Here is a 26,890-nt window from a genome sequence, read left to right on the forward strand (position 1 = left end):
AACAATTCATCCGACAGCGTTGACGAGAAGCATGACCTTCCGAGGGCCGCCAACATGCTGATAACTCTCGCTTGGTCACGGCACGCTGGAATCCAATATGACCCATGACCTCGGGAAACTCGCAGGGGAACCTTTGTCAAGGGGTCGGAATTAATTTGCATATTTGCGGATGTCAAAAGAAGATATTCATGGCGGAGCCGCTAGTCCGAAAAGGAATGCCTCCGGTCAGACTTCGTCGTGACGAATTTGAGCGGCGTTATCGCGATCGCTTCAGAGACCCCGCGTTTTCGTCCCTCGGCCGTGAGCTTGACGCGATCTTAGCAGCGGCATGGGACGCCTACAGCCATTCGCGCAAGGCACCGGTGACCCGCCAGGCAGGCCCCGGCTTTGCCGATCCGGATTATGACATCGCCGTAGACTGGTTTAATGCGCGCGACGCGATTCAGCAGGCGCGTCAACGTCATGACGATGCAAGTCTGAATTTGCGCATTCTTCTGATTAACGGATCGTCGCGCAGCGAACATACCTGCCCCGGCGAAATGTCCAAGAGCTGGCGCATGCTGGAGATCGCAGAATCCTGTTTCAGAGAAATGGGATTTGACGTTGATTTGCTTGATCTGTCGAGACTGACGTCGGAGTTTGGAAAGCAGATTCATCCGTGCAAGTCCTGCGTATCGACCTCGATGGCGCTCTGCCACTGGCCGTGCAGTTGTTATCCCAACTATTCGCTGGGCCAGACCGACGACTGGATGAACGAGATTTATCCGCTCTGGGTTGCCGCCCACGGCATCCTGATCGTCACGCCGGTCAACTGGTATCAGGCACCGACAGTATTGAAGGCGATGATCGACCGGTTAGTCGGCGCCGACGGAGGCAATCCCGATCCATCCTCAACCCACGGGAAGACGATCGGCGAAGCAAAAGAGCTCGAACTGCAAGGCTGGCCCTATCCGCGTCATCTTGCCGGACGGCATTTTGGTTTGATCGTGCATGGCGACAGTTCTGGCGCGGAAACGCTTCGTCGCTCGCTCTCGGACTGGTTACTGGATATGAAGCTGATATCCGCCGGCAGCATGGCCGAGTGCGATGGTTATGTCGGCTACATGAAACCATACGCGACTTCTCATGAAGACTTGGACAGCGACACAGCCTTTCAAGAACGGGTACGCAATGCGGCTCGCGCGTTGGGCGCTGCCGTTAAACTCGCGCGCTCCGGTCGTCTCGATAATCCTGCGGAAGGGCTAGGCGACCCCGTTCCCAAATAGAATAGCGTCACTCTCCTACGATCATTACAGACCGTTACGCCGTCCACTGCGGGCCCGAAGACGATGTTAGTCAGGCTCGCGACTCCTTCATCCCTTGGTTCCTGCCGCCGGAGGGGCGGATCGAGGGGCAATGCAGATACTCTGCACGAGGTCGTTCGGCAGATTGAGCTCCAGTTTGCAGACTTCTGCATCGGCTTGAAGTCAAGCAGCGTGGATTATTGAGTGACTAGAGCGAGTGATCGAGCCGGGCAGCATTGATAGGTGGCGTGGCCGAGCGAGCCGTGTTTCTTACTTTATTTCGAGACATCAATGTTTCATCTGGTTGAAGGCGATCACAACACCAGTTGACGTTGGCTTGTGTGCTAGGAGAGAACTAAAAGTTGCATCGCTCCAGTCAGCAAGACTGAAGACTTCACCCGCCGGCATATCTGATTCCGTCTCTTCCAAAACTTTTAGACCGCCCCGATCGAGAAAGTAGGTGTGGTTGCCGTACAACTCGACCAATTGGTTAACCGCCGGATGATCGTCTGGAAGGACCTGAGCATCCATCTCAGTCAAGGTCCGCTTCACCTGTGCAGCATTTAGCTTCATGACAGCATCCTCTCCGTTCTGTACGATTTCTCCGCTCCGACCCCCTCAGGCTGCGAAATACACAATATAAACAACCACGAAGGCGGCCACGACTAATCCAATCCCGGCGGCAAGCACGTTACGCACCGTGGGTCCACGCTCTGCTCCTCGCGCCTCTGTTGCTGTCTCTACAATGTGTCCACCTTCGATCTTTGCCATTGTCCATCTCCCGAGCATCATGCGGGTGGACGGGTCACGACCTCGGTCGGCCTGCCCCACTCCGCATCTCATCTCATCCAACGTGACCTAACCTGGGCGGATCACTTCATCGTTGTAGTAGTCGTCCAGCTTTGCGTATCGAGCATCCGAGTCAAAGATGGTCTCGGTGCCATGCTTCGGCGCGCCCCTCAGTCGATTTTCGCTTATGTCGGAACGGTACCCGCCAAGTTCGGCATCGAATCTGAGTAGCTTCCAGGGCACCGGGTAATGGTCGTTGCCGATGCCAAGAAATCCGCCGACGCTCAGCACGGCGTAAGCAATTTCTCCGCTGGTCTTGTCCACCATGACGCGTTCGATGGAACCTATCTTCTTGTTCTCGGCACCATAGATAACTTTCCCAGACTCTTTATCGCTGGCGATCAGGTTTCCAGTAGGACGCGCGTTATCGGGAGCCGGCGACGGATGGTTACCTGCTACTGGGTCCTGGTACACATCTTTACCCACACTGGGGCGCGTTTCGGGGTCGTAACTCATCAAGAGTTCCTTTCATTTCTTTTTCGTGGGACGTAGGACCAACCGGCACGCTTCGAGGCCGTTCCGAAAGAACTGTTGTTCCTTCGTTACGGTTAGTTCACCTCGCGCATTGCGACGCAGCCGCGCGTTCGTCCTGTTCCAGATCGACAAGCGCGCAACGCCGATTTGGATCGGCTCCTTCAATCTCCATCCAGGCCTGCGGCGTGTGAACATCCACATCATCAAGCCGGACACACGAAAGCGCCTGACCAAATGCTGAGCCCGATGAAAATCTTCTTGCATCCAACGGGGCGTCCGCACACGATTGACAATATTTCGCCATATGCGCCATCGTGGTCCCGGTTCAGGTAACTGGCCTGCTCCTAGCCACACGCCTCCGTCAGCTGATTGACGAGCCACGTGGCCGTCGAATGCGCGCCCCTGCGACGCCGAGCCCTTCTCCTCGCCATATACTTGGCCACGCTGGTCGGGCCGATCTCGATGCCAAGCTGAGAAGTTCACCATGGATTCGCGGCGCTCCCCACAACGGTTTGGCGATGCTCATCTCACGGATCAGCCGACGAATGTCCAACGGCATAGCCGGTCGACCGCAGCGATCCCTCGATTTTCCAGCGCCAATACGATCTGAAACCAGCACGATGCCAACGGATCAAGGTGTCCGGTCGGAAGATCGCAAGTGCATCATACATTTTGGAAAACAGTCGGCAGACGCTCCCAACATCAGTCTGTCAATCGAGATGAAGAGAGGTCTTTTGGGACGGGTTCGCCGCAACACATTGATTCGTTGCCTCAAGATCAGAATTTCTGCCTCAAGCACAATGCGCGACCGCAGCAGGTCGATCACAAAGAAATCCAACATCGAGCGGCAGCATCGCCCGATTCTCAATCAACCGCCAGCGGGATTGGATTTACGGTAGGGACAGGTATGACGGGTTCGTCGTAATCATACGTAGGTGCGCACGCCTATCGTCTATAGACGGTAGAGGAACCACCATCGCGACCACCCAGCCAGCCAGCCAGCCGGCCGGCCGGCTGGCTGGCTGGCTAGCTGGCTGGCTGGCTGGCTGGCTGGCTGGCTGGCAATGCAGGGGAATGACACGATGACAGAGACTGTCAACACTTGGACCGTAGCCATGGAAACCGCGCTTGCTTGAGTTCCCGCTGATCTCCACTTTGATGTTCTACGGAAGCTGACGGATGACGAGACCGAGCGACGCAAGCACCCGTTCCTCATCGGCTGGAAGAAGCGCTCGTATGCCGTTGACGAGGCAACGAGCGTGATCGTGCAGGTTCTGGTGCGCGACATCGCCAACTGCCACAGCAAGGCGGATGCCGCCGCCGTGTTGTTTCGACACAAAGCTAATCTTGACCGCTCGGCTCGCGCTGCAAAGGCAGCGCTGCGTCGAAAAGTATGAGGCTCGCAAAATGAAGCTAAGCACGCCTCAAGACGGCTATAAGATAATTCTGTATAAGGGCGCCGCGGCATGGCAACCAACCTCCGGTGCGGGCAAAAGGAAGTCGTGAACTGGTAGTCATTGTCGCATCAACCGCAAAAAATCGTCAGGCGCCAAAAGCTATCAGCTATCATGCCGTTCATGCTTTTCGTTGGGAGGTCTCCAACTGGAGAGACTAGATTTTGGATCCTGCTTCGAACATTGCGACCGGAATATCTCTGCAAGGCCTGATCGAGCGAATTGGCTCAGAACATGTTGAGCGGCGATTGAAAATCGAAGCCGAGCACGAGGCCCAGCTGTTCGGCCAGGGACTGATCTTCTTCAATCTCGAAAACTGGTACGTAGCACCTTGGATTGTCAGAACCGCGCTGAAACTGACTGGACTTTATGGCCGCGCGCGTCGAAATGCTGACCACGTCGTTGTCAAACAACATAGCGTGGCTTTCGCCAATCTCCCCCCAGCATTTGACAATTTTACTATCCTCCACATCAGCGATCTGCATGCCGACATAAGTGTAGGCGCGATGCGGCATCTGGTCAGCTTGGTCGGCGGCCTTCAATACGACATTTGTGTCCTAACCGGCGACTATCGCGGTAAGACGTATGGTTCATTCGAAAAAAGTCTAGAAACTATCGATGAACTTCAAGCCCAATTGACGGGGCCAGCTTATGGGGTGCTTGGTAACCACGACAGTATCCGTATGGCCGCTTCAATGGAAGCCATGGGAATCCGCATGCTATTTAACGAATGCGAACCGATTGTTCGTGACGGAAAACGCATCTTCTTGGCCGGCGTTGACGACCCGCATTTCTATCGGGCAGACGACATTGAAAAAGCAGCGTCGAAAATTCCTTCAGACGCCTTTTCGATTTTGTTGGCGCACACGCCGGAAGTTTATGATCGAGCGATGAAAGCGAGATTCGATCTCGTGCTATGCGGACATACCCATGGAGGCCAGCTCTGCCTACCCGGTGGAGTTCCAATCAAGCTGGAGGCAGCATTACCTCGATTCATGGGCGCTGGACCGTGGCGCCATGGCGGCATGGTCGGATATACGTCGGTGGGCGCTGGCACGAGCATTCTTCCCGTGCGCTTAAACTGCTCACCGGAAATAACTCTGCATACCTTGCGCGCGATGGGCGCTTCCAGCTAACCGCCTATCTTTTCGCGGCCGGTTTCTCGCAATCAATGTTTCATCTGGTCGAGGACAATCACAACGCCAGTTGGCGTCGGCTTGTGTGCTCGGAGAGAGATACAAGTTGAATCGGTCCAGTCAGCAAGGCTGACGACCTCACCGGCTGGCGTATCCGATCCCGTCTCTTCCAAAACTTTTAGCCCGCCCTGATCAAGAAAGTAGGTGTGGTCACCGTACAACTCGACCAACTGGTTAACCGCCGGATGATCGTCTGGAACGACCTGAGCATCCATTTGCGTCAAAGTCTGCTTCACCTGCACAGCATTTAACTTCATGACCGCACCGCATTCATTCAGGTGGTCTTCTTCGTAAACATCGTTAGAATACCTTCCTTGTTGATATTGATGGCAACAACCTGTGCGGTAATCCGTCCCTTCGCCTTAAGTGCCGAGAGCGCCTCTGGTGTCGCCTCGATGGAGGTCCGCAGGGATTTGATGTCCTCCTGCTTCGTATGTGCAACAACGTCATCAACCTTTGTGCGCACGTCCCCCTTCAACTCTTCAACGTCAACTACCTGAAAACCTTGAATTGTGACACCTTTCTGCGACTCCGTCTGAGACTGCGAGGGTGCGGGTGAGGTTTGCGCTAACGCCGGAGGCAATCCAGCTAAAAGCAAAGCGACGACGATTGATAGAATAAACGTGCGCATGATCCGCTCCAATCTAGCTAGAGGTGCGTGCGAAATGTAGCGTCGAAAGGTGTCAAACACCGGAAGCTAATGCGTTCATTCGGTGGATCTGTTGTGGCTACAACGTGCAAGCCGGTTGTGACGATGGCTTTACCACCGCTGAGGGCACACACTTGGTCCGCGTTGAAACCGGCGGTTTAGTAGTTGACGCTAAGTTTCGGTTCACGCGCTACCAGCGATCATCGTATACGCCGACGCTTATACCTGGAGCCACGAAATTCGGTGCGCTATAGACGCCGGCGCGTCGTCCATCGTCACAATAATGCCTATGCTCGATATAGCGCTCATGAGGGTCGTAATCGTAGGTGTCCTGATCGATGATTACCCGCTGGGATCTTGTACGAAAACATCGTCCAAAGTCATCAAAACAAGTCTGACTTACTCGATCCTAGGCTCGCTTAGACCAAGCCCCGTCGTGGAAACATCGGCGGCCATGGCGCTGTGTGCGAGTAGAGCGCCAGAGCCAGCCAAGAGCACAATCGCGATCTTTTTTCATGGAATCCTCCATTTCTGGTCGGCAACAATACCGCCGAGGGACAACAGAGTCCGAGGCCAGACAGTCCTAAGATTCCATACAGGTTGAGCCTTCGCCGATCAGTGATTAGCGAAGGCGTCGTGAAACCGGTTCACCTACTTGGAGCAGTCTTGAATTTTGCTCAAGTCGGTTTCAGCTTCTGCTCTCGATGCATAAGAGTTCTTCCCGACAGCCTTCGTTTTTCCTCTTGTTTTCGGCTTCAAGCTTGTGACCTCACACCGCTCTGTTGAAGTGTCTTGCACGATATACCAAGTGCCGGCCGAGCCGGTTGTGCTTGGTGACTTTGGTGAAGTGCCCGGCGACATCTGAGCGAGAGCAGGAAACGCCAATATAGCAACGATCAGACTCGCCAATGCGAATTTGAGTTTCATTTCCGATTTCCTGTGCATGAAAACTCTGAAAAATGTCGATGGTAAACCCATAGCAATATTATTGTGGCATTCGCGAGATCAGCAAGCCGTTCGCGTTCGATGTAGACGTCGCGCGATAACCACAATCACTTCATCTTGTCTCAGTTTGATCGCTGTTGTTGCGGGCTTTGAAGGAAATGCAGTTCAGCGCCTGGGAGCGAACTCATTCCCGAGCTTGACAACTCGGCCTTCCTTCCTAAGCACCTTTTTGAGGTCGTCCATCGCTGCCCGGCAGCTCCTCAGCAAGAACGGATTTCGTCCCTTTGCGCCATCTGCTGGAGGTGCGCATGAACAATCGCGGCCACAATGGATCGGGAAAAATGGCTCGAAGGCCTGTTTCTACGGCTACGCTGGATGCGCGACAGAATACATTTCCACAGCAACAGCCCTGTCTATAAAGCTCTGTCTATAATAGTTCTACGCGCGAATCCTAATCTGCACACGGAAGGATGCTATAGAGGGATTCGGTTTTGGGTGGATGATTAAACTTGGGGCGATAATGAATCCGTTGACGAAAAAACTGTACCGGATGGTTTGTTGCGGTGCAGTGAGTTACCTCCCATTGTCCTATCAATTAGAGGACGCGTACGCACAAGAAGCCACTTCCTTACCAGCCGTGACGGTCACCGCACCCAAGGCCGCAAACAAGAAACCGCGCACTGTTGCTCGGCGCGCTACCGCTCCGGTGAGATCGACTGCTGTTTCGCGCGTTGCGACTCCGGTGAGAGCGCCGGCTGTCCCGTACCTCACGCCTTCGACCGGCACGATCGGTCAGCCGCCGGCTCCCTATGCCGGCGGTCAAGTCGGGACCACCACGCGTGTCGGCATGTTAGGCAATCGCAATGTCTTCGATACGCCGTTCAACACGACGGGTTACACGAGCAAGCTTATCCGTGACCAGCAGGCCAACACCATCAGCGATGTCGCCGACAACGATCCCTCGGTGCGTACGAACTCACCACGTTATAGCGGAATCGATGGGTTCTTGATCCGCGGCTTCCCGGTATTTGCGAGCGACTTCGCGTTCGACGGCCTTTTCGGCATCACCGATACGCGCCGCCCTGCGCTAGAGCCTATCGAGCGTGTGGAGATCTTAAAGGGGGCAAGCGCCTTGCTGTATGGGATTTCGCCGTTCGGAAATGTCGGCGGCACAGTCAACCTGATTCCGAAGCGTGCCACCGACGACCCGATCACGCGATTGACGACGGGCTTCGTGTCAAACGGAAATGTCGGGACGGCCGTCGATTTCGGTCGGCGCTTTGGCGAGAACAAAGAATGGGGCGTTCGCCTCAATGGTGCCTATCGCGATGGCCAGACACCGATCGCCTTCCAGACGGATGGATTCGGCGTCGGCGCGGCGGCTCTCGACTACCGTGGCGAACGGTTCCGGGCTACGGTGGATGTCGGTTTCCAAAAGCAGAACCTGAAGGCACCAACACGCGTGCGGCAAGTGAACCCGGGCTTTCCTATCCCGGATTCACCTTCACTCTCGATCAACCAGCAGCAGCCCTGGGAATACTATCAATCGAACCATCAATACGCTGCGCTACGCGCCGAGTATGACCTCAATGATTTCTGGACGCTGTACGGAGCGTACGGTCACAGCAAATCTGATGAGACTTTCTTCGGTGGAACTCTGAGACTCACGAACGCATTGGGCAGGTTCACGTCACAACCGGCCCTCACCGTACAGGATGCCGATCGCGAAACCGGAGAGGTTGGGCTGCGCGGCCGTTTCGCTACCGGAGCGGTGAAGCATTCTACCGTGATTTCGGCCACGGGGTTATGGCAAGACAACGGAACTGCCACTACCAATGTCGGACCATTGATCACGTCAAATCTCTATAATCCGGTTTATGTGGCTCCGCGTAGCGCGACGGGCCTGTCGCACGATGCGCCACTTTCTTCGCGGCGGATCAATCAAAGCGTCGCGATCGCGGATACGATGTCGGTTCTCGATGATCGCGTGCTTCTCACCGTGGGCGGGCGCTGGCAGGGGATCGATGTCGCCAACTTCAACAGGACCGGTGCCGTGACCTCGCGCCCGCAGAACGAGGCGATCACCCCTGCCGTGGCTCTCGTGGTAAAGCCAATCAACAACCTGTCGCTTTACGGCAACTACATCGAAGGCCTAACGTCGGGTGTGTCCGTCATCAAAACATTTGGCGCAAAGAGCGGCGAGATTTAGCGGAGAGCGGGCCTCATTTGTTGGTTGATGTTAAGCGGCGATTTTGCGGTGGAGCAAGCGCCGATATTTGATTGTCTGTCGTTTGATCCTTTCACGCTGTTTGATGATGGATTGTGCACGTCCGAAGTAGACGTCGGCGGGTGTGACGTTGCCGATGCCCTCGTGATAACGGCGATGATTGTAATGCTCGATGAATGCCTCGATCTGACACTCGAGATCGCCGGGCAGGAAGTAGTTCTCGAGCAGGATGCGGTTCTTGAGGGTTTGATGCCATCGCTCGATCTTGCCTTGGGTTTGCGGATGCAGCGGTGCGCCGCGGATATGGCTCATGCCGTTGGCATCGATCCATTCGGCAAGCTCGGCGGCGATGTAACTGGGACCATTGTCGCTGAGCAGTCTGGGCTTGTGCAACACCTTGGTGTTGTCGCAGCCTGAAGCTGCAAGGGCCAGTTCGAGCGTATCGGTGACGTCCTCGGCGCGCATGGTCGAGCACAGCTTCCAGGCAATGACATATCGAGAGAAGTCATCGAGTACGGTGGACAGATACACCCACCCCCAGCCGATGATCTTGAAGTAGGTGAAGTCGGTCTGCCACATCTGGTTGGGTGCTGTCGTCTTGTCTTTGAACTCATCAGCCGCCTTGACCACAATGAAGGCTGGGCTGGTGATGAGATCGTGGGCCTTGAGCAGGCGATAGACACTGGCTTCGGAGACGAAGTAGCGCTTCTCATCGGTAAAGCGCACTGCCAGTTCGCGCGATGAAAGTTCGGATTGCTCCAGCGCCATCTCGATGATCTGACCCTGGATATCGGCATCGATGCGGTTCCACACGCGACCTGGCCGGGAAGGACGATCTTCCAACGCTTCCGGCCCGCCCTCAAGGTAACGGTCATACCAGCGATAGAAGCTTCGACGTGCAATGCCCAGTTTGTCGAGTGTCTTCTTCGCCGGCAGATGCGATTGCTCGACGAGCCTGATGATCTCAAGCTTTTCGGATGCGGGATATCTCATTCGCCTTCGCCCCCATCCGCGATCATGCTTTTTTTGAGCAGACGGTTCTCCAGCGTCAGATCGGCAACCACCTCCTTCAGGGCATGCGCCTCACGGCGAAGGTCTTGCACTTCACCACTTGTCGCAGCTCGCGCCGTATCACCGGCCAGCCGCCGCTTGCCTGCCTCCATGAACTCCTTCGACCAGACGTAGTAAAGGCTCTGAGCGATCCCTTCCTTGCGGCACAGTTCAGCGATGCTGTCTTCACCGCGCAAGCCATCAAGCACAATCCGGATTTTATCTTCCGCCGAGAAATGGCGCCGGGTGGCGCGGCGAATGTCTTTGACAACCCGTTCGGCAGAACTTTTCCTGCTGCGAGACTTCGTAGTCATGTTCGTTCCTTCGTCATCGACGAGAACCGAACTCTCCTTAAATCATACCTTCAATTCTGTGCCATAGGCGCTGATCCCGGACAGTCGGGTGGAATAGCGCCAGTCGGGACCGCCAATGTCGGCCAGGTCTTTCCTGCGATTGTGGCCAAGCAGATTGAAGTCGGCGCCAAATATGACTTCGGGGCTGTGGGCGTGAGTCTAGCGGCGTTTGAGATTACGCAGCCCAACGGGTTCACGAATCCGGCGACCAACATCTTTTCGGTCGACGGCGAGCAGCGTAATCGCGGATTGGAGTTCAACACCTTCGGTGAGGTCACTCCGGGGTTGCGTCTGCTCGGTGGCGTGTCCCTCATCGACGGCGTGCAGACCAAGACGGTTGGCGGCCAATTCGACGGCAGGGCCGCGGTTGGCGTTCCGGATATTCAGTTCAACCTCTATGGCGAATACGATCTGCCCTTCTGGCGAACCTCGGGAGTGGCGACCCTGACCGGGCGGGTCATTTATACCTCGCGGCAATTTTACGATCAGGCGAATACCCAGCAGATACCGGACTGGACCCGGGCTGACATCGGGGCACGCTACGTCACTAAAGTCGATGGTAGGTTGCTGACCTTGCGTGCGGCGGTCGAAAACGTCTTCGGGCTAGACTACTGGGCAACGACGGGACGCGGCTTCCTCACCCCCGGTACACCGCGCACGTACCGGATCTCGGCGAGCATCGACTTTTGAAGTCGCCATACGACAGTGACGTTGTGAGCGGCCGTTCGGGGGCAGCAGCAGCTCAAGCGCGAAACGCCGATGCGGTGCGTGCGTCGGGCTGATCCCCATCATTGTCGCAATCACCTTCGATCATTCACCCAAGGCTAGCCGTCGCGTATGTGTTGCACGTCTTCCAGGCGGGGCGGTTGCGGTACATGCGCTGCGGTAACAACTGCCCAAGCCGTCAATCGGCTTGCAAAGCTGCCCCCGTTTGCTTCTCAGTCAACAGATCAGCAACCAACCGACACCCTACAAGATCAGATAGCGCTACTTCCAGCGCGCAACACTTTGGCAGGTCTTGATTTCGTAGAACGTTTTTTGAACCACATGATCCCACCACTGATAAACAGCACGAGGGGAGCGAAGCCAGCTGTAAGCACGAGCAAACGGCCGAAGAGCCCGAACGTCGAGCCGTTATGAATCCAGAGCTGTTCTGTCATGAAGCGATCACCCATCGACATGGCATCCGAGGTCCGATCCTGCACCACGGCACCGCTCCATGGGTCGAGCCAGATCGCGCCTCGCGAACGTAAAGCGGGATCAGCGTCATCCGGGCGGAATCGTACGCGCCATGCGTTGCTAGTCTCGGTCGGCGGGTTCAGCACAGTGATCGACAAGGTCGGCTTGGTTGCCTGCGCGATCCGCATGATCTCATCAGGCGGGAGTTGCGGCGTTCCCTTTGGCAACGGAGTCTTAATGCGAGGCGACGGATCAGGTGTTGCCTTTGACAGGAGACCGACGACAGGGCGGACCACCCCGGGGAAAACGACACCTATTCCCGTGATAGAAATCGCGAGGAGCACTATCAATGCCCAGAAACCCGCCGTGTTATGAACATCGACAAAAAATCGAAGTGGCGAAACACCTCGGCGTATCGAGACCGATCGCCAAGCTTCCTGTGAGTCCCATCAGCACGACAACAATGCCGCACACTAGCCCGAGCCATCGGTGAGCCCACAAGAAGCCCCGTCGCACGCGCGCCGGAGAATAATTTTTGAATACCGATCGCACAGATAAGACGTTAGTCACTTCTTGAACGCGCCGTTCGATGTCCGGACCTCACCAGAATACCAACGGTTCGCTGCGATGACCGAACCTTCACAAGTATGCATGAAGCGTCTCATTAAGCTGTAAGAGCAAGCGACTATAGATCCACACTCATCGACAGGAGATATGTTCGCGGCGCTCCCAGGAAGAACGTTCCGAACGAAGCGACGCTGGACCAGTAATTTGCGCCGGTCACATTCTGAACGTTTGCGCGGAAAATCGTCCTTCTGCCGTAGATCGCCGTCGTGTAGCGTACGCCAAGATCGAGGCGCGTCCAATCCGGGATCGGCTGCCGGTTCGCTGTATCGATGAACTGCCTGCCGGTGTAGATGACGGCCCCATTCAAGGTGAGTCCTCTCATCCAGGGCAGATCCCATTCGCCCCCAATATTGGCCTGTATATTCGGAACGCCGATTGGTGTGTTGCCCACATTTGCCGCGACCGCACTCTTCGTCAGGGTGCCATCCAGCAACGACACGCCTCCGAGTACGCGGACATCGGGCATCAGCTCGCCGTAGACATTGAACTCGAGCCCGCGAACCTGCTGTTCAGCAATCTGCGCCCAGCGGACAGCTCACCGCTCGGCTTCGATATCTGAAAGGAAAACCTGATCAAAAAAATGGCGACAATCGCCGTCATGCTTATGAGGATCGAAATGCGCGGAGCTCCATCTTGGCTAGGATGATTCCTGAGACCGGATGCGTTGGTGCAGATTGATCAGCCAAATTAACAAAACACGTGCAGACGGGGCGAGCCATACGTTTTTAGCAGGCGGTTTTCCAGAGTGAGATCGGCTACGACCTCTTTGAGGGCGCTGGACTCGCGACGAAGATCCTTCGCCTCGCCGGAGGTCGCGGCGCGAGCCGTGTCGCTTGCCGGCTTCCAGGAATTCCTTCGACCAGGTGTAGAGGCTCTGGGCGATGCGTTCCTTGCGGCACAACTCGGCGATGCCGTCCTCGCCGCGAAGGTCATCCAGCACGGTCCTGATCTTGTCTTCCGATGAAAAGTGTTGATGTTCGGCGGAGCGCTTACCGCCAGTCAACTTCGTATTCATGTTTACTTCCTCGTCGACGACGAGAACCGAGCACTCCTTAAATCATACCCTCAATTCTGTGCCATAGGCGCTAATCCCGGACATTCTGAACGGGCCACTTTAGGTAAGCGGACGGGACCGTCTGGCCCAATGAAATAAGACTTTGCGGCCCTCAAAGAATTCGTTGTTCACCCCTACGGTTGTCGCGCGGTATTAATTTCTTGCGAGTAACGTCAGCTGCGGTTCCTGATTTCCGCCTCACAATGTCCATGATGATGTCTATCAATTTCGCGTGTGGCGCCTGTTGAATTACAGTGGCAGGGGAAAGCACCAAGCCCGAACAATTAAGACTTGGGTTGAGTTAATAAGAAGAATTCGGGAGCGGAATAATTCAGGGACAGGTAGTGCCACAATGCGTGGCTTTCTTGGAGACGCAGGCAAAGCGAAGAAATTTCGTCGCTGCGGCACGACTTATTCTATGTATCGGTTGTGCCACCATTGGAACTGCAGGCTGGCCGCTGTGTGAGTCGGCGCACGCGTTCGATCTGTTCGGCCTGCTCGGTTTCGATAATCCGCCACCGGTCAGCGCGACAGCATTGTCCTACCGCCTGGTGATTGAGGCCAGAACCACTGACGGTAAGAAGGACAGCGACGCTGAACAGGCGCTACATGATGCCTCCGCCACCTATCGTCTTCGGCAAGAGCCACCGCAGGACGGCGAAGGTCTCGTGCGCCGCCTGCAGGTCGATATCAATCCGTTGCTCGACGCCCTTTGGGGGCTTGGACGCTACAACGCCGAGATCGACGTCACGATCGACGGGATTCCCGTCTCGCGCGACGAGACCGGTCTCGTCGCCGCAATGCGCCGCGCCGAGAGCTTCCGCAACCGGGAGATCATTCCCGTCAAGATCGTCGCGCGGCTCGGTCCGGTATTCAAGCTGCGCACGGTTGATGTCGACTATCCGTATGACATGGCACCGCAGCCGCTGCCGCGCCGCGCCTTCCCGCTGAAGCCCGGCGATCCGGCGATCTCCTCCGAACTGCGCGCCGCACAATTGAAGCTTATCGATTGGTTTCGTAGCAACGGATATCCGCTGGCGAAGATCGCGGACGTGAAAGCCACCGTAGATCACGCGGCCGCCGCGATGGATTTTCGGCTGCGGGTCGAGGTCGGCCCCAAGGCGGGTATCGGCCATGTCGCGATTTCAGGGGACGGGGATATCGATCCGCGCATGGTTGCCTCCCATGTCTATCTGCGCGAAGGCGAACCCTATTCGCCCGAGCGCCTGGCGTTGATGAAAACCTCGATCGCCAAGATCCCGGCGATCGGCGGCATCCGCATCCGCGAGGGCGACAGCCTTGACGCCAACGGCAACCTGCCGATCTTCATCGACGTCACCGAGAGGCCGAAGCACGCGGCGGGTTTCTCGGCGCGATATTCGACGATCGACGGTCCCGGCGTTTCCACTTATTACGAGCATCGCAACCTTTTCGGCAACGCCGAGCGTCTACGGCTTGAGGCATCCACCTCGCTGCTGCGGCGGCTCGATGGCTCCTCCTATTTGAACTTCGGCAATCTCCGCGCCTCCGATTTCGGCGGACGATTCACTGCGACCTTCATCAAGCCGGGGCTCTACGGTTCACCCAACGATCTCCTCATCGAGGCCACCGCCTTCCGAGAGCGCGTCGGCAACAACAGCCTCGGCGGCTACACCAACGATGCGGTACGCGGTACTGTCGGCGTCATCCATCGCTTTTCGGAGATAGCCTCGGTCCAGTCCGGCCTCCAGGTTGAGCAATCGCAATCGCAGGACGTACTCGGGCGGGTCGATGCGATGCTTGTCGGCATCACCACCAGCGGACACTATGACTCGACCGATAACCTGCTCGATCCCACGCGTGGCGTGCGCCTCGCCGCAACGGTCAATGCCTATTCGCGGTTGATGGGTTCAACGATCGATCTCTATGACGTACGGGCCGCGGGCTCGACTTATTACGCAGTCGACGAGGATGCCAACTACGTGCTGGCGGGACGGCTGGCGGTGGGCTCGCTCGGGGGCGCGCCGCTGACGAGCATTCCGGATTCGCACCGCTTCTTCTCCGGAGGCGGCGGCTCCGTGCGCGGGTTCATTTTCAATACGATCTCGCCGATGTTGTTCGGCAAGATCGTCGGCGGCCGCAGCCTGGTCGAAGGTTCCGCCGAGATGCGGGTGAAGGTCACGCCGACGATCGGTGTTGTGCCGTTCATCGATTTCGGCACCGTCTCCAGTTCATCACTGCCGAATTTCAACGACTATGCCGGCTACGGTGCGGGCATTGGCCTGCGTTATCTCACCCCGGTCGGGCCGATCCGCCTCGATGTCGCGACGCCGCTGAACCCCCGCCCCGGCGACAGCCGCTGGGCGGTCTATGTCAGCATCGGGCAGGCTTTCTGATGCGCGCGCGGCGAACAATCCTGCTCGCCGCCGCAGCGCTCGGACTCGCCGGCGTCACGATGGCCGGCGTCGTTGTCTACAGGATGATCGACGGGACTGGCGACAACCAGCAGGACCTGCTCGCGGGCCTCGTTTCGCGGACGCTCTCCACGCCCGCAACCCAAGTGCATATCGGGGCCGTCGATGGCGCGCTGTCGTCCGACGCCACGATCCGCGACGTTACCATCACCGACAAGGATGGCACCTGGCTGAAGCTCGATCGGATCCGTCTCGTCTGGCGGCGCACCGCGCTGCTGCTGGGACGGCTGGAGATCGACCGCCTCGAGATCGGCACGCTCGAGATCCGGCGGAAACCGTTGCCGTCTGACGAGCCTGTCGCCGCCCCTGCGCAACCCTCCGTAGGGTCCGGCCAAACTGTCACGGAGTCGGAAGCGCCTGCGGCGGAGCCGGAGCTGCCCGCAGCGGCCAGTCAGGCGATCCTGCCCGACCTTCCGGTGAAAGTGCAGGTCAAGGCATTCGACCTGCAAGCCCTGGTGCTCGGCCAGTCCGTTCTCGGCGAGGCGGCAAACCTCGCGGCGACTGGAAACACCGAACTGGGCTCGCCGTCGGAAGGGCTCGTCTTCAACCTCGATGCGACCCGCAAGGATTTTCCCGGTCGCTTCAAGGCGGCGCTCGCCTTTGCGCCGCAAGGCAATGCCCTTACGCTCGACGTCACGCTGGAAGAACCGTCCCACGGGCTGTTGTCGAAGATCGGCCGGTTGCCCGGCGAGCCGCCCATTGCCTTCGCGCTTCGCGGCAAGGGCACACTCGACAGCTTTCGCGGTGCGCTGAAATTCCAGGCCGGTCCCGCGATCGATGCGAGCGGTGTCATCACGCTCGACCGGAGCGGGACCGGTCGGGTTCTCGCGACCCGGGTCTCCGGTCATCTCGGGTCATGGCTGCCGCCGCTTGCCGCCTCAGTCTTCGCCGGCGAAACCAGGCTCGATAGCGCGACGCGCATCGGCGGCGACGGCAGCGTCGTCATGGATGGGCTGACGCTCACCAGCAAGCTCGCTAAGCTCGAGGTGAAGGGCGCGCTCGGCGCCGACAAGATGATGGATTTTTCGGCCACCGTTCGCTCGCTGCCGAGCAACGGCGATGTCACGGAAACCGACCGGGGCTCGATCCGTCATCTTGCGTTCGACGGTCGCGTCAACGGCCCGGCGAACGCGCCGAACATTTCGGCCAGGCTCGCGGTGTCCGATGCCCGCTTGCCGGGCGGCAATCTTAGCGCGCTCGACGCCTCGATCACTGCCGTCCCCGGCGCCGAACTCAGCAACCTCGCGACGACCGTCGCGATCGATGCAAGCTTGCGCGCGTCCGGTATCGCGCCGCGCGATCCGGCTCTTGCGGCCGCAATCGGCGATAGCGCCTCCCTCACGCTCAAGGGCAGCACAAATCTCACTGGCCAAGCAAAGATCGAGCGGCTGGAAGTCGATACCTCTACGATTCAGGTTGCTTATACGGGCGAAGCCAGCCCCGACCGACTGCGCGGCCGCGCGACCGGTACCGTGCCCGATCTCGCGCGCTTCGGCAGTCTTTCCGGGTTGAATCTCGCGGGCGCCGTGAAGCTGGGCCTCGACCTCGATGGCGACCTGCAGCGCAGCCGTTTCGACGCGAAGCTTTCCGGCACCGGCGACCGCTTCGTCACCGGGCTCGCGGCGCTGGACGGCTTCGCGGGGCCGCGCCTCACGCTCGCCGCCAATGTTTCGTCCGAGGGCAAGGATACTTACACCGTCCGTGAAGCTTCGCTCGGCGGCGCGCATGTCACGCTTCGCGCCAAAGGACGCGTGACCCGCGACGCCAGCGACCTCACGGCGCGAATCGAACTTCCGAATCTCGCGGCGGCCGATGCGCGTCTCTCTGGTGTTGCTGCGCTCGATGCCCGGCTGACCGGAGGAATCGCCCATCCCGGTGTGTCGCTCACGGCAGCGCTGGATCGCGCGACCGCGATGCGACGTCTGATTCCCCATCTCGGACTCACGGCAACAGTCGCCGACATCAACGGGCCCTGCGCCATCGACGTCAGGCTTGACGGCACTATTGATGGCAAGCCTGCGAGCGGCATCGTTAAGGCAGGCCGCCGTTCAATCGAGCACATTCCCGCCAATGAGACCGATCGAGGTGAGCAGCCGACACCCGCTTTCGCGGGCTGGGACGCCAAAATCCTCGACATCGCCATCGGGTCGGTATCGCTGAAGGGCGCGGGCACGATCAACGCGCAAAATCTCGCGCGCGGGCAGCTTCGATTCGTGGCCGGATCGCTGACAGACATCGCGCCGCTCGCGCTCACCGAGCTTGCCGGCGCGGTCTCGCTCGATCTTGCGTTGTCCGATGACGGCGGGCGGCAATCCACCCGCCTCACCGGCAAGGGCGTGGGACTCCGGGCCGCCGGTACGGTCATCCGCGGTTTCAATCTGCGCGCCGATGGCGACGATCTCTACCGCCATCCGGTGCTCAACGCAGATATCTATATCAATGGCGCGGAGATCGGCGGCCAGGCGATCGCGAACGCAACCTTAAGTGCGAAAGGCAATGCTGACGCGAGCACGATTGGCCTGTCTGCCAAGGCCGCTGGCTTCAATCTCGACGCCGCGGGCGTGCTGACGCCGAAGGAGCGTATCCGCTTCGACCTCAACCGCTTCGCCGCGAAGCGCGGTGCCAAGGCGGTCGCGCTGCAAGCGCCCGCGAGCTTCATGTTCGACGACGGTACGGTGCTGATCCAGCATCTTGCGATCGGGATCGGCGGCGGTCGCTTCACGCTCGACGGCAAAGCTGGCAAGGTGCTCGACCTCAAGGCCGTGGCAAGCGCGGTTCCGCTCGCCGAAGCCGATGTCGCGGTGCCGGGCCTCGGCCTCGGCGGCACGCTCGATGCGTCGGCCGCGCTCGGCGGCTCCGCGAGCGCACCGACGGGCCAGTACAAGGTCATCGTCAAACGACTAACGACACCACAGACCAGAAGCGCCGGCGTGCCGCCGATCGACGTCTCCCTGGACGGCTACCTCGAGAAGACCCGCACGAAGCTCGATGTCACTGCTTCAGCGGGCAAGGCAGGCACCCTCGCGGCAGCCGGCGCGGTACCGCTCGACGCCGCGGAGGCAATTGCGCTAACGGCGAAAGGCCGGCTCGACGCCGCGGTCGCCAATGCCATGCTTTCCGCTTCCGGCCGCACCGTTTCCGGAATCGTGCAGTTCGATGCGCACGTGGGCGGTACACGCGCCAAGCCTCAGGTCGGCGGCATTGCCACCATGAGCGGCGGCAGTTTTCGCGATAGCCTCGTCGGAACGCGGCTCGATGCCATCGAGGCGAAGGTCACAGCGCAAGGCGAGCGCATATCCGTGGAGCGGCTGAGCGCGACGACACCCAACAGCGGCACGCTGTCCGGCTCCGGCCAAGTCCGGATCGCGCCCGATGCAGGCTTTCCCGGCACGGTATCGATCCGCGGACAACGGGCGACGCTCGCAGCGAGTGCGCTCGCGACCGCTCAGGCGAATCTTGCAATCAACGTCACCGGCGCGCTTGCGCGCGATCCGAAGATAAGCGGCCGCGTCGATCTCACCCATGTCAGCGTCGATATTCCAGAGCGCCTGCCCTCGACGCTGAAACCGATCGATGGCATCGACCATGTCAACGCTACAGGCCAGGCCGCCACCAGGCTCGCAGCGGCGCGCAAAGCGGAAGCGGCAAAGAACAGTAAGGGCAAGGGACGTCAGGCGATCTTCAACGCGGCGCTCGATGTCACTGTGTCGGCTCCGAACCACGTTTTCGTGCATGGCCGCGGGGTGAACGCTGAGCTCGGCGGCTCTCTTCACGTCGGCGGCACGACCAACAATCCCGTGCCGAAGGGCGCGTTCTCACTCTATCGCGGCAAGATGGCGGTGTTGGGAAAGACGCTGAATTTCACCAAAGGAAATCTCTCCTTCGACGGAGATCTTGCGCCTGAACTCGATTTTGCGGCAGAGATCCAGGCCTCCGATGTCACCTCGCAGATCGGGATCTCGGGCCCGGCGGCCGCGCCGGTTTTCGCCTTCACGTCGCGACCGGAGCTGCCGCAGGATGAAATCCTGTCGCGCATCCTGTTCCAAAAGGCGTCGGGCAACCTGACGACGGCGCAGGCCCTGCAGCTTGCGGAGGTCGCGGCGCAGTTCGCAGGCGGTGGCGACGGGGCACTGGACCGGATGCGCCGCTCGCTTGGCGTCGACAGTCTGGACGTGGGCGTCGGTACCGGCGGTCCGATAGTCGGCGCGTCGCGCGCGATTGGCGACAGGCTGAGCGTGGGTGTTCGAACCGGTGCGACCCCCAGCCAATCCGGCCTCTCCGCCAATGTGGACGTGACGCGCCACATCCGGGTGGAATCCGATGTCGATGCGAAGGGCTCGACATCGGTGGGAGTCGGCACAAGATTCGAATGGTAATCAGTCTCGCATTTACGCGACATCTTGCAGCGCAGGAAATTAGCCCAGGAATTCGCTGAACGGCGTTGTATCCTTGGCTAAGCCGCCCTCGCGCCGCAATTCACCGGCGAGGCTACGAGCGCGAACGGACGGCTGGTCAGCGGCGTTCGCAGAATTTGCGTTTTAAATTGTTTTGTTGAGTTAAGCATACGACGACATGTCCAGGGATTACCCGGCAACATCCGTCGCCAGTGCCATCTATCGGTCATCCTTCTTGTCAGGACGAGAACAACAATCGTCGTTGGCATCAGCAAGCATGGATATCGCTTTTGTTTTGCTGGCTACCAGCGCGCTAATCGGCACAACCGCAGGCTTACGCTTGAAAGTCTTCACTCTTGCGCCCATCGCATTGCTGATTGCCATCGTCTCAGCCGCCGTTCTCCGCACGCACGGTTTCGAATCCGGGAGTGGGATTGTCATCATAGTCGTGTGTCTGGTTCTGAACCAGGCTGCTTACGTTCTTGTTCAGATCATCTTTGGCCTTAGGTCCCGCGCTTCTGCATTTGACGACGTAACCGACGGCGAACCAGGCCCGACCGCAAGCAGGCGGTCGATGATAATCACGGCGACCAGAAACCACCCCCATCCCGGCCTCTTTTTCCGCCAGAGAATTAGGTTGATCCTGAGGTAATATTTCGTGAGTCATCCCTCGACCCATCGCTATCGTTCTGCCACGTTTGCGTTCTGAAACAGTACGCGAGCCGAGCAGGATGAAGGATGCTATGCGAAACTCAGATATCGTTTGGAACTCAGAGATTGTTGAAGACCAAACGAAGCTATTTCTGAGCAAGTTGCAAACCTTCGAGGGGTTCTCGGACCACGAAGTTTCATTCGGTGTAATGTGCGCCGTTGAAGATTGGTTGACTACTTTGCGTGGTGTAGAGCGTAGCCACGCGGTGGAGTGTCTGCACGAACTTGCTGAACGAATCCACCACCCCGAGTCGACGCAATGTATCTGACTTCGGGTGAAGCCCGATTGAGGAGTGTTAGTGTAGTATCGAGAGGATTCTGGGCGCGAACGAATCAAAACACGTAAAGGGCCGCACGGTTTTCGCCGCGCGGCCTTTTTTTGTTGTTGCTAAGTGGCGAGCCGTTCAGTGGCGGCTAGGACGCCAGCATCCCGACACCAACGTTCAACGGCCTCTATGTCGCCAGTGTCTCGAATGATGTTGCGTTCAACGATTGCGAAGTTTGCGCCGTGAAAATTGGCGCTCTCGTGCGGCGTCAACCGCGCGATGCGACGGTCGTGACCATGTGAGCGGGCAAAGCGGAGGCAAGCCGCGCGAACGGTAACAGTGTTCATGGGGATAGCCCTTCAACGAGGTTGGAACGCCTGCGGGGGCAGGCAGATTACGTTGCGAGGTGCTGCGATGAGCGAAGGTGTGACTATGGACACGGTTACTGCGGTCAAAAAACCGTGAGGCAATCTGTAGCATGAAGGGCGAGGTTGGCTCAAGGCTTCTACCCCGAATAGCACTTGAACCGTTCGTGCAGCAGAACGCCGCTAGAGCGGCGCTCAAATCGCTCGGCGCTTCGCCAAATGATTTTAACAAAACAGTGTCCGCAAATTCATCACTTCCAGTATCGCCTGTACGGCTGAACTCCACCGCGCCGATATGTCCGTTAGTCCGATCCATTCGCTCAGCACTTCGTATCGCGGCGTTCGCGCTTGTGCATTCGACAGCTTCGCGCGGTTCGGGGGCCATCAGTGCCAGCGCAGAACGGGAGCGCTACGTAAATAGGTCACATCGGCCATGACGCGGCTACCTGAAACGCTCGGCCACAATGCAGGGAACCACGATCGCAAGCGCTGCAACTCAACCGACCCGTTGAATGATCCTCCGATCACGCAACGGTATTGGTGGCGAAGCGCGCGACCGCGCATTCACGATTGAAGGAGCAAAGATTTGTCCAAGAAGAAAACATCTGTTCGCCGCGAGTGGGCGAAGGACGACGATCGCACTCTCACGACACTTGCAAAGCAAAAGTCTGGCGTCGCGAAGATTGCAAAGACGTCGAAGCGAACACCAGGCGCAACAGTAGCCACGGCGCATACCATCGGTGTCTCTCAGAATGCAGTAGTGATTCTATCACGCTCTCTTGCGACGAGTTCCAGAATTAACCTGGAGCGCCGATATAAAGCTTAATTCCAATCCGACGTTGCGTGCATCAAACAAAGCGTTACCCTTTTCTCACCGGAACATTGCCCTAAGTCCGGGTCCACCTTGGCGAAGTCGTCGATCGAACATACTCCGCTCGGCGGCTTCGTTTACGCGGATTTAGCTCAGCGGCAGAGCGGCGCATTTTACGACGCAGGTCCATGTTCGACTCATGGAATCCGCACCATTCAAAGGGGCGTGAAGCTACCCCCGGATACGCTCCACAGCCGAGGAAAAGACCGCCAAGGTGTTGGCGAACACCCTGACGGCCATTACCAGCACCGAAGGGACGAATAAAATGGTGCTGACGTGGCCAACTATACCAGAGGAACCTATGCGGGACGCGCGGAGGTGCCCTGAGGCTGGCGTGGGTCATTCTCGATTTTGATTTTATAACCCAGCATCTCTGGCGAACTTCATGGCAGCAACGATAATCCCGAGAAGCCCGATCTTACACATCACGCGTGTCGGCGTGGGAGCGCTGCCTTTCACTTGAAAGTCGGACGACGAGCCGGCAACGCTTATGAACCTGCCGTCAGATGGCGCTTTATCTCGACGGCGACAACACCAATGTGCGTTTGGGCCAAGTCGTGATCCGCACCGGGAGCAAACGCAGAGACGTGCGTTCGGAAGCAAAGCAGATAGCCGTTCACCAACCGCCACGGAACTACTTCCTGCCCGGCGATCTCGAGTGTCAGATCGAGGCCTTCATCGAGCATTACAATCATCGCCGTTATCACGAGGGCATCGGCAACGTCACACCCGCCGACGTCTACTTCGGACGTGCACAATCCATCATCAAACAGCGTGAAAGGATCAAACGACAGACAATCGAATATCGGCGCTTGCTCCACCGCAAAATCGCCGCTTAACATCAACCAACAAATGAGGCCCGCTCTCCGCTAAATCTCGCCGCTCTTTGCGCCAAATGTTTTGATGACGGACATTGTTGAATCCGTCACTCTGACGTATCAGCGTATCCCATGATGCGCCTAATGGTCTTTTTGGGGCGGCGTAGTGGTGGAGAGATCGAGCACGTCTAGGCGCGCGACGGCGTTCACACTATCAACCATCTGAATGTGCGTCACACAAACCGCCCTGGACCAGAAATCCAGCCAAGAAGGAAACTGTATCGCGTTATCCTTCACCACAGACGGGTGGCAAATGGCCGTCCGGCTCAGCTATAACTGAATGCCGGCGCAATATTTCGTGAATCATCTGTCGGTCTTGCCACTATGCTTCTGCCACGTTTTCATTCTGAAATAGCGAGCGAGTTGACCCCGAGGGACTCTTACTGAACGAATCCGCCGACTTGAGTCGCCCTGACCGGATCACAAAAAGTAAATCGAGCCGTCGCGGCATGGACCATCAACGCTATTCGCTGATTCTCGCGGTTGCAGTCCTGTTCGCCAACTCAGCCGGATCGTCCCTGTCGCTTGATCTTGAGCTTCCGATCGCGTGCGAGATTGGCCAGACGTGCTTCATTCAGAACTACGTCGACCACGATCCATCAAGAGGCGCGCGTGATTACATGTGCCGCCACGCAACTTACGATGGGCACGACGGCACAGATTTCCGTCTGCCGAGCGTGGCATGGGAGCGCGCCGGTGTTGCAGTGCGTGCGGCTGCGGACGGACAGGTCTTGCGTACCCGCGATGGCATGCAAGACGTGTCTGTGCGGACAATCGGTCATGAGCAAATTAAGGAGCGCGAGTGCGGCAACACTGTGATCCTCGCCCATGCAGATGGATTCGAGTCGATCTATTGTCATCTGCAGCGGGGTAGCCTCCGTGTTAAACCAGGAGACACGGTGAAGCGGGGGCAGGACCTGGGCCGCGCTGGGCTGTCAGGTAATACCGAGTTCGCTCACCTGCACTTTGGCTTGCGTCGAAATGGAAAACTTGTCGATCCGTTCTCCTACGGAGTCCCTACTGATGCATGCGGTGGTGGGACTTCGCTTTGGGCACCGCGCCTGGCGAGCGCGCTGAGCTACCGGCCATTCGCGGTCCTCAATGCTGGATTTGCTTCGCACGCAATCACGTCGGATGAGATCGAGGCCGAGGATGGTATTGGACCGCCGCCGAGCATCAATTCTGATATTGTTGCGTATGTCCGCGCGATCGGCTTAGAGGCCGGTGACGTGCAGAAACTCACGCTCACGGGTCCCGACGGCCGCGTCATCGCCCAATACACCGCCCCCGCGCTCGCGAACGATATGGCTCAGTACACATCGAAGGCCGGACGAAAACGCCCCGAAGACGAATGGCCGCACGGCATCTATCGGGCAACTTATCGGGTCGACCGCAGCGGCGTGTCTCTGATTGAGAAAACTTTTGAGCTACAGCTTTAGCGGCGTTCAGCCGATGCGCGGCAAGTGAACTTACGCTCCGTTGCCAAGGAAAGACCGCGGGGGCACCCTGGCGGCCATCACCAGCACCAAGGGACAAAATGGCGCACCCGTTGGACCAATTATACGGACACATTGCGCGACTGTTTGGCCCTAGCGCGAGGTGCGCGACGGGAGGTGGAAAGCTATAGATCATGCGAAGCGACCTCAGGACTTAAGCGTCGTCTCTTGATCGCAGCGATTGCCATGCTGGTTTCATCGCCCGCACTCGCGAGCACAATCACCGGCCAAGCATCCGTCATCGACGGCGACACGCTCGAAATTCACGGGCAGCGCATTCATCTATCAGGCGTGGACGCGCCCGAGTCCGATCAGCTCTGTCGTGGCGGCGATAGCCTACAATATCGGTGCGGCGCGAAGGCTGCGAACGAGCTAGCTCGCTTTATTGCTGGTAGGCCGGTTAGCTGCAAGGGCGCGGACATTGATCGATATCGGCGTGTTGTTGCCGTATGTTTTGTCGGCGGCGATGATCTTGGGGAATGGATCGTGCGAGCTGGACTCGCGTTCGATTGGCCCAGGTACTCAAGCGGAAAGTATGCTGGCGCTCAGAAGGAAGCCAAGCGCGCAGGCCGTGGCGTTTGGGTCGGATCGTATGTCGTACCGTGGAGCTATCGAGCGTGCGTCAAGCAGCAACTTTCATGAGCCGCGCCTTCGATGGTCTCGGATGGGCGCGAAAACATTGATCTATGTCAAGCTAACGGTGATGTCTGCTGCTCACGTAGATTGCTGATTGCTTGTCTATTCATAAATAAACGGCTTTGCGATGGCCACGCGTCCCTATCCGCGAACAGTGATAATCCGCGGCCAGAGGATCGACGACCTGGTCCTCGACGCCGGCACGTTTCCAGCGAACGAAGCGAGCCGCTGAGGTAGCGCGAGACCCCAGCTTCGGTCCCTACAAACACGTCCACAGTTGTACGTCCAAACAAACTTGAACGGTGCCGTTTGATTTAGCTCAACAGCCACCCTCGGTTTTTCTGACGACCGTCGCCGCATGAAGCCGCCCGAAGAACCGCGTCCGCGTCAGGAGGAGCCGCCCCGTTTGTCTCGGTTAGCGGAGGCGCGCCGAATAATCGAAGAATACGCGGCAGATCTGCGCGAGACCATCAAGAAGCTCCGCGGTCGCCCGAATTGAGCTACCGCCTGTATCTGACTGTGCCTGTCGCAAATCCAAATCCGAATATATTGGTAATGCAGGCCGCCCAAAATTGGAAGGCGAAGAACACGCCCTGTTCTCTAAACCAAGCGCGATAGGGGCGCATCCTTGTCCAACGATAGGTGCGTGCGCGTGCCGTTGTAGTAGCTCATGTACGAGAGCAACACGTGGCGCAGATGGCGTTCGCTGAATACCACGATATGATCAAGGCACTCCCTGCGGATTGATCCGATCAGCCGTTCGACGTATGCATTTTGCCAGGGCGAGCGAGGAGGCGTCGGGCGATCGCGAATACCGATGGACCGAACCCGAACATCGTGTCAGGTCTGAAAAAGGCCTTGTGCGAACATCAACCATTATTCAGTGCAGTCGTTACGACCGTCCGCTAACGCTATCGGATACTCACCGTTTTCCGTACTCCGTGAAAACGTAGTCCCGGTTCTGCACCACTGAGTGGCACCCGAACCCACACTTCGCGTCGTTTCCCTGAGGTGGATTATGCGTTGCAGTGGCGGGCTTAAACGTATCGGACGCCGCGTCGTAGAGGAACTCGGCCCATCCCCATCCGCCGCTGTCCGCGAACCTCTTGCTGTCCTTCACCATGAAGCCGGCGTCCTGCTGGGCACCTGGCACCGTTGGCTGACCGGGGTACGTCTCTTGTATTTTCGGTTTCCAATGAATTTTGGCCATCTTGGCGCCGTCTGGAAAGGGCTTGCCATTGCCGGGCACGCCTTCCTTATAGGCGTTGATCATTACCGGGTTTCCCACAATCACAGCAATCTTGCCTCCGCTCTCACTGATCGCGATCACTGACCAGTCCTCGTATCCCCTAAACTCAGAAAACCCGAGGCCATTCGGGACTTGCACAGTGTATTTGTCCTGCGAGGAAATCGCGACACCCGCCGCCAAAACGGCGATCGATACCGTAGTACTGAGACTGATCAGCATGCTTTTCTTCAT

The 26,890-nt window shown here is 58.1% G+C and carries 22 protein-coding genes, 1 tRNA gene and 4 pseudogenes; 10 read left to right on the plus strand and 17 right to left on the minus strand.

Annotation, left to right across the window (positions count from 1 at the left end; translation table 11 throughout):
* Positions 1–188 precede the first annotated feature (188 nt).
* Positions 189–1,265: a flavodoxin family protein gene (locus ACM561_RS17340; protein WP_425906710.1), complete on the plus strand. Its 1,077-nt coding sequence runs from the start codon at positions 189–191 to the stop codon at positions 1,263–1,265.
* 306 nt (positions 1,266–1,571) lie between these two features.
* On the opposite strand, the gene ACM561_RS17345 is transcribed toward ACM561_RS17340, so the two are convergent.
* From ACM561_RS17345 to ACM561_RS17360, 4 genes are all read right to left on the minus strand, one after another.
* Entirely contained in the window at positions 1,572–1,856 is a 285-nt protein-coding gene (locus tag ACM561_RS17345) for a hypothetical protein (protein WP_425906712.1), read from the minus strand.
* 45 nt (positions 1,857–1,901) lie between these two features.
* Positions 1,902–2,054 carry a hypothetical protein gene (locus ACM561_RS17350; RefSeq protein ID WP_425906714.1) on the minus strand — a complete coding sequence of 51 codons (153 nt, stop codon included), beginning with the start codon at positions 2,052–2,054 and terminating at the stop codon, positions 1,902–1,904.
* 87 nt (positions 2,055–2,141) lie between these two features.
* A complete protein-coding gene (locus ACM561_RS17355) occupies positions 2,142–2,588 on the minus strand; it encodes a PRC-barrel domain-containing protein (protein ID WP_425906716.1) in 447 nt (148 codons plus the stop codon).
* 1,181 nt (positions 2,589–3,769) lie between these two features.
* Positions 3,770–3,943, minus strand: a complete 174-nt coding sequence (locus tag ACM561_RS17360) for a hypothetical protein (protein WP_425906718.1) — start codon at positions 3,941–3,943, stop codon at positions 3,770–3,772.
* A 281-nt stretch (positions 3,944–4,224) separates the two neighbouring features.
* Here ACM561_RS17360 and ACM561_RS17365 point away from each other — a divergent pair, with 281 nt between their 5' ends.
* The gene (locus tag ACM561_RS17365; RefSeq protein WP_425906720.1) at positions 4,225–5,196 is read left to right on the plus strand and encodes a metallophosphoesterase; all 972 of its coding nucleotides are present in this window, start codon (positions 4,225–4,227) and stop codon (positions 5,194–5,196) included.
* Between the two features lie 32 nt (positions 5,197–5,228).
* Here ACM561_RS17365 and ACM561_RS17370 read toward each other — a convergent pair whose 3' ends face one another.
* The 3 genes from ACM561_RS17370 to ACM561_RS17380 form a co-directional block, all read right to left on the minus strand.
* Entirely contained in the window at positions 5,229–5,513 is a 285-nt protein-coding gene (locus tag ACM561_RS17370; RefSeq protein ID WP_425906722.1) for a hypothetical protein, read from the minus strand.
* A 17-nt stretch (positions 5,514–5,530) separates the two neighbouring features.
* Complete coding sequence (locus ACM561_RS17375) at positions 5,531–5,887, minus strand: hypothetical protein (protein ID WP_425906723.1); 357 nt, start codon at positions 5,885–5,887, stop codon at positions 5,531–5,533.
* A gap of 669 nt (positions 5,888–6,556) precedes the next feature.
* Positions 6,557–6,832: a hypothetical protein gene (locus ACM561_RS17380; protein WP_425906725.1), complete on the minus strand. Its 276-nt coding sequence runs from the start codon at positions 6,830–6,832 to the stop codon at positions 6,557–6,559.
* 724 nt (positions 6,833–7,556) lie between these two features.
* On the opposite strand from ACM561_RS17380, the gene ACM561_RS17385 reads away from it, so the two are divergent.
* Positions 7,557–9,059: a TonB-dependent receptor gene (locus tag ACM561_RS17385; RefSeq protein ID WP_425906727.1), complete on the plus strand. Its 1,503-nt coding sequence runs from the start codon at positions 7,557–7,559 to the stop codon at positions 9,057–9,059.
* A gap of 30 nt (positions 9,060–9,089) precedes the next feature.
* On the opposite strand, the gene ACM561_RS17390 is transcribed toward ACM561_RS17385, so the two are convergent.
* Positions 9,090–10,441, minus strand: a protein-coding gene (locus tag ACM561_RS17390) for an IS3 family transposase (RefSeq protein ID WP_425905397.1) whose coding sequence is annotated in 2 segments (ribosomal slippage) — positions 9,090–10,105 and positions 10,105–10,441 — 1,353 coding nt in all. Because the reading frame shifts where the segments join, the coding sequence is not laid out codon by codon here.
* Between ACM561_RS17390 and ACM561_RS17395 the strand changes: the two genes are divergently transcribed.
* Positions 10,364–11,170 (plus strand): TonB-dependent receptor domain-containing protein, encoded by an 807-nt coding sequence (locus tag ACM561_RS17395; protein WP_425906729.1) that lies wholly within the window; start codon positions 10,364–10,366, stop codon positions 11,168–11,170. The two genes, ACM561_RS17390 and ACM561_RS17395, sit on opposite strands and share 78 nt — an antisense overlap.
* 287 nt (positions 11,171–11,457) lie before the next feature.
* Here ACM561_RS17395 and ACM561_RS17400 read toward each other — a convergent pair.
* From ACM561_RS17400 to ACM561_RS17410, 3 genes and pseudogenes are all read right to left on the minus strand, one after another.
* A pseudogene (locus ACM561_RS17400) lies at positions 11,458–12,084 on the minus strand (PepSY-associated TM helix domain-containing protein); the annotation flags it as partial.
* 260 nt (positions 12,085–12,344) lie between these two features.
* Complete coding sequence (locus ACM561_RS17405; RefSeq protein ID WP_425906731.1) at positions 12,345–12,752, minus strand: TonB-dependent receptor domain-containing protein; 408 nt, start codon at positions 12,750–12,752, stop codon at positions 12,345–12,347.
* A 257-nt stretch (positions 12,753–13,009) separates the two neighbouring features.
* Positions 13,010–13,301, minus strand: a pseudogene (locus ACM561_RS17410) (IS3 family transposase); the annotation flags it as partial.
* A gap of 395 nt (positions 13,302–13,696) precedes the next feature.
* On the opposite strand from ACM561_RS17410, the gene ACM561_RS17415 reads away from it, so the two are divergent.
* A complete protein-coding gene (locus ACM561_RS17415) occupies positions 13,697–15,715 on the plus strand; it encodes an autotransporter assembly complex protein TamA (RefSeq protein WP_425906733.1) in 2,019 nt (672 codons plus the stop codon).
* Positions 15,715–20,169: a translocation/assembly module TamB domain-containing protein gene (locus ACM561_RS17420; RefSeq protein ID WP_425906735.1), complete on the plus strand. Its 4,455-nt coding sequence runs from the start codon at positions 15,715–15,717 to the stop codon at positions 20,167–20,169. The genes ACM561_RS17415 and ACM561_RS17420 overlap by 1 nt, the downstream gene beginning before the upstream one ends.
* A gap of 11 nt (positions 20,170–20,180) precedes the next feature.
* Here ACM561_RS17420 and ACM561_RS17425 read toward each other — a convergent pair.
* From ACM561_RS17425 to ACM561_RS17440, 4 genes and pseudogenes are all read right to left on the minus strand, one after another.
* Positions 20,181–20,286: pseudogene (locus ACM561_RS17425) on the minus strand (ParB-like protein); the annotation flags it as partial.
* Between the two features lie 120 nt (positions 20,287–20,406).
* Positions 20,407–20,571, minus strand: a complete 165-nt coding sequence (locus ACM561_RS17430; protein ID WP_425906737.1) for a hypothetical protein — start codon at positions 20,569–20,571, stop codon at positions 20,407–20,409.
* A 4-nt stretch (positions 20,572–20,575) separates the two neighbouring features.
* A complete protein-coding gene (locus tag ACM561_RS17435) occupies positions 20,576–20,854 on the minus strand; it encodes a hypothetical protein (protein WP_425906739.1) in 279 nt (92 codons plus the stop codon).
* 432 nt (positions 20,855–21,286) lie between these two features.
* Positions 21,287–21,511 carry a hypothetical protein gene (locus ACM561_RS17440; RefSeq protein WP_425906741.1) on the minus strand — a complete coding sequence of 75 codons (225 nt, stop codon included), beginning with the start codon at positions 21,509–21,511 and terminating at the stop codon, positions 21,287–21,289.
* A gap of 970 nt (positions 21,512–22,481) precedes the next feature.
* Between ACM561_RS17440 and ACM561_RS17445 the strand changes: the two genes are divergently transcribed.
* The 4 genes and pseudogenes from ACM561_RS17445 (at position 22,482) to ACM561_RS17460 (ending at position 25,416) form a co-directional block, all read left to right on the plus strand.
* Positions 22,482–22,554, plus strand: a tRNA-Lys gene (locus ACM561_RS17445).
* Between the two features lie 478 nt (positions 22,555–23,032).
* A pseudogene (locus tag ACM561_RS17450) lies at positions 23,033–23,239 on the plus strand (integrase core domain-containing protein); the annotation flags it as partial.
* A 488-nt stretch (positions 23,240–23,727) separates the two neighbouring features.
* Positions 23,728–24,717 carry a M23 family metallopeptidase gene (locus ACM561_RS17455; protein WP_425906743.1) on the plus strand — a complete coding sequence of 330 codons (990 nt, stop codon included), beginning with the start codon at positions 23,728–23,730 and terminating at the stop codon, positions 24,715–24,717.
* Positions 24,718–24,960: 243 nt separating this feature from the next.
* Complete coding sequence (locus tag ACM561_RS17460) at positions 24,961–25,416, plus strand: thermonuclease family protein (protein WP_425909814.1); 456 nt, start codon at positions 24,961–24,963, stop codon at positions 25,414–25,416.
* A 594-nt stretch (positions 25,417–26,010) separates the two neighbouring features.
* Here ACM561_RS17460 and ACM561_RS17465 read toward each other — a convergent pair.
* Both ACM561_RS17465 and ACM561_RS17470 read right to left on the minus strand, forming a co-directional pair.
* A complete protein-coding gene (locus tag ACM561_RS17465) occupies positions 26,011–26,229 on the minus strand; it encodes an integrase core domain-containing protein (RefSeq protein ID WP_425909815.1) in 219 nt (72 codons plus the stop codon).
* 103 nt (positions 26,230–26,332) lie between these two features.
* Positions 26,333–26,890: a cytochrome P460 family protein gene (locus tag ACM561_RS17470; protein WP_425906745.1), complete on the minus strand. Its 558-nt coding sequence runs from the start codon at positions 26,888–26,890 to the stop codon at positions 26,333–26,335.

The sequence above is a fragment of the Nitrobacter sp. TKz-YC02 genome, assembly GCF_049852135.1.
GTDB lineage: Bacteria > Pseudomonadota > Alphaproteobacteria > Rhizobiales > Xanthobacteraceae > Nitrobacter > Nitrobacter vulgaris.

Excerpts from the sequence above, each read along its gene's own strand:
- ACM561_RS17375 (WP_425906723.1), bottom strand. The coding sequence starts at position 5,887 with ATGCGCACGTTTATTCTATCAATCGTCGTCGCTTTGCTTTTAGCTGGA.
- ACM561_RS17380 (WP_425906725.1), bottom strand. The coding sequence starts at position 6,832 with ATGAAACTCAAATTCGCATTGGCGAGTCTGATCGTTGCTATATTGGCG.
- ACM561_RS17440 (WP_425906741.1), bottom strand. The coding sequence starts at position 21,511 with ATGAACACTGTTACCGTTCGCGCGGCTTGCCTCCGCTTTGCCCGCTCA.
- ACM561_RS17435 (WP_425906739.1), bottom strand. The coding sequence starts at position 20,854 with ATGACTCACGAAATATTACCTCAGGATCAACCTAATTCTCTGGCGGAA.
- ACM561_RS17420 (WP_425906735.1), top strand. The coding sequence starts at position 15,715 with ATGCGCGCGCGGCGAACAATCCTGCTCGCCGCCGCAGCGCTCGGACTC.
- ACM561_RS17355 (WP_425906716.1), bottom strand. The coding sequence starts at position 2,588 with ATGAGTTACGACCCCGAAACGCGCCCCAGTGTGGGTAAAGATGTGTAC.
- ACM561_RS17430 (WP_425906737.1), bottom strand. The coding sequence starts at position 20,571 with ATGGCAATCAGCAATGCGATGGGCGCAAGAGTGAAGACTTTCAAGCGT.
- ACM561_RS17470 (WP_425906745.1), bottom strand. The coding sequence starts at position 26,890 with ATGAAGAAAAGCATGCTGATCAGTCTCAGTACTACGGTATCGATCGCC.
- ACM561_RS17370 (WP_425906722.1), bottom strand. The coding sequence starts at position 5,513 with ATGAAGTTAAATGCTGTGCAGGTGAAGCAGACTTTGACGCAAATGGAT.
- ACM561_RS17340 (WP_425906710.1), top strand. The coding sequence starts at position 189 with ATGGCGGAGCCGCTAGTCCGAAAAGGAATGCCTCCGGTCAGACTTCGT.
- ACM561_RS17350 (WP_425906714.1), bottom strand. The coding sequence starts at position 2,054 with ATGGCAAAGATCGAAGGTGGACACATTGTAGAGACAGCAACAGAGGCG.
- ACM561_RS17395 (WP_425906729.1), top strand. The coding sequence starts at position 10,364 with ATGGCGCCGGGTGGCGCGGCGAATGTCTTTGACAACCCGTTCGGCAGA.
- ACM561_RS17405 (WP_425906731.1), bottom strand. The coding sequence starts at position 12,752 with ATGCCCGATGTCCGCGTACTCGGAGGCGTGTCGTTGCTGGATGGCACC.
- ACM561_RS17345 (WP_425906712.1), bottom strand. The coding sequence starts at position 1,856 with ATGAAGCTAAATGCTGCACAGGTGAAGCGGACCTTGACTGAGATGGAT.
- ACM561_RS17455 (WP_425906743.1), top strand. The coding sequence starts at position 23,728 with ATGGACCATCAACGCTATTCGCTGATTCTCGCGGTTGCAGTCCTGTTC.
- ACM561_RS17460 (WP_425909814.1), top strand. The coding sequence starts at position 24,961 with ATGCTGGTTTCATCGCCCGCACTCGCGAGCACAATCACCGGCCAAGCA.